This window comes from Aeromonas sp. HMWF014 (assembly GCF_963878295.1).
In the GTDB taxonomy this organism is placed as follows: domain Bacteria; phylum Pseudomonadota; class Gammaproteobacteria; order Enterobacterales; family Aeromonadaceae; genus Aeromonas; species Aeromonas popoffii.
The window spans coordinates 1-6,940 of sequence record NZ_CAWNYS010000019.1; the positions used below are offsets into that span (position 1 = coordinate 1).

Annotated in this window: 7 protein-coding genes and 1 pseudogene; 5 read left to right on the forward strand and 3 right to left on the reverse strand. The window is 60.9% G+C overall.

Annotated features, from left to right (window positions below; genetic code table 11):
* The coding region (locus tag AAC083_RS00665; RefSeq protein ID WP_146181552.1) for a LysR family transcriptional regulator at positions 1-386 on the reverse strand (386 nt) is incomplete at its 3' end.
* 99 nt (positions 387-485) lie between these two features.
* On the opposite strand from AAC083_RS00665, the gene AAC083_RS00670 reads away from it, so the two are divergent.
* From AAC083_RS00670 to AAC083_RS00685, 4 genes are all read left to right on the forward strand, one after another.
* Positions 486-1,478, forward strand: coding sequence for a TDT family transporter (locus AAC083_RS00670; RefSeq protein ID WP_108535644.1), 993 nt, complete (start codon positions 486-488; stop codon positions 1,476-1,478).
* A 272-nt stretch (positions 1,479-1,750) separates the two neighbouring features.
* The gene (gene lpxM / locus AAC083_RS00675; RefSeq protein WP_042037392.1) at positions 1,751-2,740 is read left to right on the forward strand and encodes a lauroyl-Kdo(2)-lipid IV(A) myristoyltransferase; all 990 of its coding nucleotides are present in this window, start codon (positions 1,751-1,753) and stop codon (positions 2,738-2,740) included.
* 139 nt (positions 2,741-2,879) lie between these two features.
* Positions 2,880-3,875, forward strand: coding sequence for an LpxL/LpxP family acyltransferase (locus tag AAC083_RS00680; RefSeq protein WP_181364614.1), 996 nt, complete (start codon positions 2,880-2,882; stop codon positions 3,873-3,875).
* 178 nt (positions 3,876-4,053) lie between these two features.
* Positions 4,054-4,914, forward strand: coding sequence for a PA4780 family RIO1-like protein kinase (locus AAC083_RS00685; protein ID WP_042037356.1), 861 nt, complete (start codon positions 4,054-4,056; stop codon positions 4,912-4,914).
* 74 nt (positions 4,915-4,988) lie between these two features.
* Here the strand turns inward: AAC083_RS00685 and AAC083_RS00690 are convergent, their stop codons facing one another.
* Both AAC083_RS00690 and AAC083_RS00695 read right to left on the reverse strand, forming a co-directional pair.
* Entirely contained in the window at positions 4,989-5,510 is a 522-nt protein-coding gene (locus tag AAC083_RS00690; protein WP_108535646.1) for a GNAT family N-acetyltransferase, read from the reverse strand.
* 322 nt (positions 5,511-5,832) lie between these two features.
* Complete coding sequence (locus tag AAC083_RS00695; RefSeq protein ID WP_108535647.1) at positions 5,833-6,324, reverse strand: prolyl-tRNA synthetase associated domain-containing protein; 492 nt, start codon at positions 6,322-6,324, stop codon at positions 5,833-5,835.
* Between the two features lie 185 nt (positions 6,325-6,509).
* Here AAC083_RS00695 and AAC083_RS00700 point away from each other — a divergent pair.
* Positions 6,510-6,940 (forward strand): annotated as a pseudogene (locus AAC083_RS00700) (DNA polymerase II); the annotation flags it as partial.

Below are 6,940 nucleotides of genomic sequence, written 5' to 3' on the forward strand. Positions count from 1 at the left end.
GTGTTGGTGATGGTGACCCTGGGGGGCAGGCCCAGCTCCTGCTGGCTGCTGGCCAGCAGGGTGGGCAGCAGGTAGTTGCCTATGGTCTGGCTGGCGCCGAGGCGCAGCTGGCCGCTCGGCTCGGCGTCGGGGCTGAACAGGGTTTCGATATCCTGCATCCGGGTCAGCAGCTCTTCGGCGGCCGGTTGCAGCAAGCGCCCCTCGTTGTTGAGCTGCAATCTGGGATGGATGCGATCGAACAAGGGGGTGGCGAGCTGGCGCTCCAACTCCTGCAACGACTGGGAGACGGCGCCCTTGCTCAGGCAGAGCTCGTTGGCGGCCAGCCCCAGATTGCCGTAGCGGGCGATGGTGGCGAATACCTTGAGTTGTTGCAGGGTCAACTTCATGTTTGGTTAGCCTGAACGATTGGTTCGATTCATTTAGATATCGTAAACGATAGCTGCTCTTTATCCTATGCCCATCGTCTCTCACAAGAGGTTTCAGACATGATCGCAAGCACTCGTCAATCCTTGGGCAAAGCCCCGACCCCCATGGCGGGCCTGGCACTCGGGATCGCCAGTCTAGGTTGGTGCTGGGAAAATGCCGGTCAGTTCGATGGTCGCCTGCAGTTGCTGGGCGCCGCCGTCGCCGCCGTGCTGCTGGTGATCCTCACCTTCAAGTTTCTGCTCCATCCGCGCCTGCTGTGGCAGGATCTGGCCCACCCCGTGGTGGGCAGCGTGGTGCCGACCTATGCCATGGCCACCATGGTGGTCTCCAAAGCCGTTGGTATGTTGAGCCCGGGCCTGGGCGAGGGGCTCTGGTTGTTTGCCGTGGTACTGCACCTTATCTTCCTTGCGACCTTCATCTGGCACAGGGCCAAGCAGTTCGAGATCCATCACATGGTGCCGAGCTGGTTTGTGCCGCCGGTGGGCATTATCGTGGCTGACGTCGCCTTTCCCGGCGGCCAGTTTGCCGTGCTGGCCGACGCTCTGCTCTGGTTCGGCCTGCTCTGCTACGGCCTGATGTTGCCGTTGATGCTCTACCGCCTTATCTTCAGCCATGAAGTGCCGGATGCCGCCAAGCCGACCATCGCCATTCTGGCGGCCCCTGCCAGTCTGTCGCTCGCCGGTTACCTGACGGTGACCGAGGATCCTTCCCTGCTGCTGGTGGCCGTGCTGCTGGGGATCGCCATCCTGATGACCGGCATCATCTACCTCGCCTTCTTCAAGCTGCTGCGTCTGCCGTTCTCACCGGGGTATGCCGCTTTCACCTTCCCGCTGGTGATAGGTGCGACTGCCCTGTTCAAGGTGGGACACCTGCTGGCGCAGTGGCCGCAAGCGACCCACTATGTGGCGCAGATCAATCTGCTTGCCCACTTCGAACTGGGCGCCGCCACCCTGATTGTCGGCTACGTGGCCTTGCGTTATCTGATGTTCTTCCTGCCGCTGGGTGAGAGTGGCAGGGTGTCCGGCATGGCCCGGTATGGAGCCCGCCGCTAGGCAAAGATCCTGTTGGGGATCAAGGGGATAAGGGGTCAGTCAACGAGAAGAGCATGGGTGATGACATACTCCAGTGGCCAGACCTAGTGACTGCGCTTCGCCAGCCGGAGCGCTTTTTTGTCTGCTGTTAAGTGTCGAAGGAGACTTTTTTGCCGCTGGGGAATCCATTTTTTGAACCAGCGCTCACCCTGAGGTGCTCATGATGAATTTCACTGGTATTACCTGTCAGGATGAATACAATGCAACCCCATTTTCTTCGTTTGACCTCATTCATGTCTTCCCTAGATCCTGTGTTTGACACCTCTTTTCAGACCCGTTTATTGCGACCGCGTTACTGGCCAAGCTGGTTGGCATTGGGTGCGCTGTGTCTGCTCGCCTTCGTGCCGCCGCGTTGGCGTGACAAGCTGGCAGAATGGCTGGCGCCGCTGGTGCTCAAGGTCTCCAAGAAACAGATCTACATCGCCAAAACCAATCTGGATATCTGCTTTGCCAACAAGAGCCAAGCCGAGCGTGATGCCATCCTGATGACCTCGATTCGCATCGGTCTTAAGACTCTGCTCGGCTTTGGTGAGTTCACGGTGCGCAGTCCCGCCTACCTGATGAAGCGCATCCAGGTGAGTGGCTGGGAGCATATCGAGGCGGAGCAGGCCGCCGGCCGCCCCATGATCCTGGTGGTCCCCCATAGCTGGCCAGTCGATGCTGCCGGCTACTACTTCACTCAGCGCGGCGTGCCAATGTGCACCATGATGAAGAGTGCCCGCAATCCGGTCTTTGACTGGCACATCAATCGGGAGCGGGCCAAGAATGGCTGCCGTGTCTATGAACGCAGTGCCGGTATCAAGTCGGTGATCAGAACCATCAAGCGTGGACACAGCTTCTTCTATCTGCCTGACCAGGATCATGGCCGTGAGGCGAGTATCTTCGCTCCCTTCTTCGGCTATCCCAAGGCAACTCTGCCAGCCCTGCCACGTCTGGTGCAGCTCAGCGGTGCCCGGGCTGTGCCCTTGCTGGCCTGCTATGACGAGGCGCACTACTGCTACCGTCTGGAGATAGAGGCGCCGTTTACGGATTATCCCAGCGCCGATCTGATGGCGGATACTTGTCGCATGAATGACATGGTGCAGCAGCAGCTGACCCGCCATCCCGGCCAGTACATGTGGTTCCTCAAGATCTTCGATACCCGTGAGGATCAGGAAGGGCCGGATGGCCTCTACGAAGAGGGCATTAAGCGGATCCGCGGCGATCTTCCCCCTCGTCCCTGAGCGGGTGTCAGCGCTGTTTGTCATGGCCCTTCGGGGCCATTTTTGTGGGCGCCACGCCTGGGCTTGCGCAGCCCCTGGCACCCCAAAGTGGAAAAAAATATCAGGATAATTACAATAACCGTTTATTTTTTATGACTTGATGGTGGCCATGTCCTCACACGATCCGGTTTTTGACTCCTCATTTCATGCCCGTCTGCTCCATCCGCGCTGGTGGGGCAGTTGGCTGGCGCTTGGTTTTTTGTGCCTGCTGGCCCTGGTGCCTCACGGCGTACGCGGGTGGTTTGCCAATGCCATGGCCCCGGCGTTGCTGCGCCTTTCCAAAAAGCAGGCTTACATTGCCGAGACCAATCTCAAGATCTGTTTTCCCGAGCTGGATGCGGCCGGACGCCGCACCCTCTTGCTCAAAGCGATCCGCACCGGCCTCAAGACCTTCATGGGCTTTGGCGAGCTGACCCTGCGCAGCGCCGCGCATCTTAAAAGCCGCATCAAGGTGCGGGGCTGGGAACATATAGCGGCGGAACAGGCCGCCGGGCGTCCCATGATACTGGTGGTGCCTCACACCTGGGCGGTGGACATGATTGGCCGCTACCTGAGCGACGAGGGGCTTGTTCTGTGCACCATGATGAAGAGCCCGAAAGATCAGGTATTTGACTGGTACATCAACCGCGAACGGGCCAAGGGGGGCAAGGTGTATGAGCGCAGTGTCGGCATCAAGCCGGCCATCAAGGCCATTCGCAGCGGCGCCAGTTTCTTCTACCTGCCGGATCAGGATCATGGCCGCGAGGCCAGCTTGTTCATCCCCTTTTTCGGCCACCCCAAGGCGACCCTGCCAGCCCTGCCCAAGCTGGTGGCGCTGACCGGCGCCAGGGCTGTGCCCATCTTCGCCTGCTACGACGAGGATGAAGAGTGCTACCGGCTTGAGATTGACCCCCCGTTTGATCCTTACCCCACGGACGATTTGACCGCCGACGTCAACGCCATGAATTGCATGGTGGAGCGACAGTTGCGCCGTCATCCCGAGCAGTACATGTGGTTTCTCAAGATCTTCGAAACCCAGGAGCATCAGGAGGGGCCGGACGGTCTCTATGAAGAGGGGATTAAGCGGATCCGCCGCGGTCTGCCCCCCGAACCCTGAAGGGAAAGACATCGGTTGGCGTGTTGGGCACAGGGCGGCGACAAGCGCTTGTCCTGCAAGCGATGTGGTGGGCAAAAAGTCGGCAATTAGGGCGCCGCAGGGCGCCAGATAACAGGGATATGCACGCAGGCCCCACAGGGGCTATCTTCTGATGCGCAAATAGGGTAAAAGGGCGGCCATGAAAATTCCAAATCGAATCCAACCTCTGGTTGATGACGGCCTGGTCGATGACGTCATCAGCCGGCTGATGAGCGGCAAAGAGGCCGACGTCTATGTGGTGCGCTGCGGTGACGAGATCCGCTGCGCCAAGGTCTATAAAGAGGCGTCCAAGCGCAGCTTCAAGCAGGCTGTGGTCTATCAGGAAGGGCGCAAGGTGCGCAACAGCCGCAGTGCCCGCGCCATGGAGAAGGGCTCCAAGTACGGTCGCAAGCAACACGAAGAGGTGTGGCAGAACACCGAGGTCGACGCCCTGTTCAAGCTGGCGGCGGCCGGGGTGCGGGTGCCACAGCCCTATGTCTGCCTCGACGGCGTGCTCCTGATGGAGCTCATCACCGACGAGGAGGGCAACGTGGCCCCCCGTCTCAACGATGTGGCGCTCTCGTCCGAGCAGGCCATCGCCGATCACGCCAAGGTGATCCGCTACGTGGTGCGCATGCTCTGTGCCGGCCTCATCCACGGCGACCTTTCCGAATTCAACGTGCTGGTGGATGGCCAGGGGCCCGTCATCATAGATCTGCCTCAGGTGGTGGATGCCGCCGCCAACAACCAGGCCAAGGCCATGCTGGAGCGGGACGTCAACAACATGCGCAACTACTACGGCATGTATGCCCCCGAGCTGCTCAAGACCCGCTACGCCAAGGAGATGTGGGCGCTGTTCGAAGATGGCAAGCTGACCCCAGAGAGCGAGCTGACCGGCCTGTTCGAGGAGAGCACCGAGGCCATCGATATCGATGCCGTGCTGCATGAAATCGAGAGCGCCGAAGAGGAAGCCCATGCCCGTCTGGCCCGAATGAACGCCGAGCAGGAAGACAGCTACTGATCGCCCTTATCACCACGTCATCAGTCACACCATGAGCGCCTTAGCGGCGCTCTTTTTATTGGGCCCGCACTGAGTCAGGCTGGCCGCCATCCAGAGGGAGAGATCCGGTAAAACCGCACCCAGCAGTTATCTCCGGCATGGTAGCGGCGATCCAGCCATTGTCCGTTGGCAGATTCAATGATCTTGAGGGAGGCTTCATTTGTTTCGTCGCAGCTGATGAGCACTGGGCTGGTCAATACATGTTGCTGCAGCCAGAGCAGCAGGGTACGGGCGACCCCTTCAGCACGGCGGGAAGGGCGTGTCTCGTAGCCGATGTGGCCAAGCCACGCCCGGGTGGCCGGATTGTCGCCGTGGCGCAGGCGCAGGGCCCCGAGGATCTCCCCTTTCTCAAGCGCAAAGTAGGTAGTGGTAGGCGGATACCCCGTGGGTAGCTGGCGTCCCTCGGCATGATGAAGCAGGCTTTGCAGCCAGCCATCGGGATCAAACTGCGCCACCTGATAGAGCGGCAGGCCTGCTTCACCGCATTCGGCCACATAACGGCGATAGGCGGGCGCATCGGCACGTTGCGCGGCCCGGCACACTATGGTGGCCGTCATGCGCGCAGCGCTGCCGTCTGCCGGGGCTTGGCCGCGCCACCGACGTGCGACAGCGTGACAAACAGCACCAGCCTCGACAACTGTGCTGAGGAAAACAGATTTTGCATTAAAGGGTCTCTACGGGCTTCATCCTGCCGGTCACTGTGTCTCGACCCTGAGGGTCGCCATGACAGTGCCGGATGACAACATGCATCCCGCTCATTATCAATGACTTGAGCGGCTGTAGTCCGATAGCGACCACAACCGGAACGATGGCGGCAGCTGATTCGATTCATCAAGGACTCGAGACGAGGATGTCGATCGCGCTACTGATCTGAGTGGGTCAGGTTGGCTGCACCGGCAGTGCCATGACGGTGGCCTCCCGGCCCAGGTGGGCGAGCAGGCGGCGCACATCGTCCAGCGTGATGATGAGGGTGGCGGTGTTGACCAGCGGGTGGCACTGCACCTGTTTGGCATGCCAGATGGTTTGGTCCACCACCAGCGTCACCGCCCGTTCTGTGTCGCGCACCATGGCGAGCAGGGTGACGGCGCCGGGGGTGAGGCCGAGCACCGCATTGAGCCGCTCGGGGGAGCCAAAGCTCAGCCGCTTGACCCCGAGCACCATGGCCAGCGCCTTGAGATCGACCCGACTCTCCTCCGGCGCCACCACCAAAAACAGCCGTTCACTTTTCGGGTCGCGCAAAAACAGGTTCTTGGTCCTGGCGGCGGGCAGATCGGGCAGCAGCTTGCTCGCCTCCTCACAGGTGAAGACGGGGGCATGGTCGATGCGCTGGTAGGAAATGGTCAGCCGGTCCAGCAGGGAATAGAGTGTCACCAGGGCTCCTTTGTAGTAGGCAAATAGGCGCAGGGAACGGGCCGTTATGACTGGGCACCCGGCGCATGGGCAGAGGGTCGAGCTTACCAGCTTGGCGCCTGCCGCGCAGCCTGGCGTGACGATTGCGGCCAGGCACTGTATGAACGTACAATAGTCTCATCCCAAGGCCGACCTCTTTATCCTGAATGACTGCGACCCAGCCCACTGTGACTGTCACCTCTCCTGCCACGCCTCCTCGCGACGGTTTCATCCTGACCCGTCATGGCCGGGACGTACGTGGCCGTGCCGGGCAAAGGGGGCGCACCGAGATAGTGATGTGGCTCTGGAGCGCGCAGTGGCCGGTGCGGCTGGTGGTGCCGGGGCAAGAGCCCGTGTTCTTCCTGCCGCAGAGCCACATGCAGGAGGCGGCCGAGCTGTTCAAGGGGGCTGGGGTGAGCGGGCGATTTCGCCGTCTGCCCATGCACACCTTCGATGGGCGTGCCGTGGTGGGCTGCTATTTTTCGACCCTGAGCGCCTTTCACCGTGCCATCGAGCTGCTGCTCATTCGCGGGCTGGAGCACTTCGAGGCGGATATCCGGCTGCCGGAGCGTTTCCTGATGGAGCGCTTCATCACCGC

Bases quoted from the DNA above. Each gene is read 5' to 3' on its own strand.
- AAC083_RS00685 (WP_042037356.1), top strand. From the start codon at position 4,054: ATGAAAATTCCAAATCGAATCCAACCTCTGGTTGATGACGGCCTGGTC.
- lpxM (WP_042037392.1), top strand. From the start codon at position 1,751: ATGTCTTCCCTAGATCCTGTGTTTGACACCTCTTTTCAGACCCGTTTA.
- AAC083_RS00670 (WP_108535644.1), top strand. From the start codon at position 486: ATGATCGCAAGCACTCGTCAATCCTTGGGCAAAGCCCCGACCCCCATG.
- AAC083_RS00690 (WP_108535646.1), bottom strand. From the start codon at position 5,510: ATGACGGCCACCATAGTGTGCCGGGCCGCGCAACGTGCCGATGCGCCC.
- AAC083_RS00680 (WP_181364614.1), top strand. From the start codon at position 2,880: ATGGTGGCCATGTCCTCACACGATCCGGTTTTTGACTCCTCATTTCAT.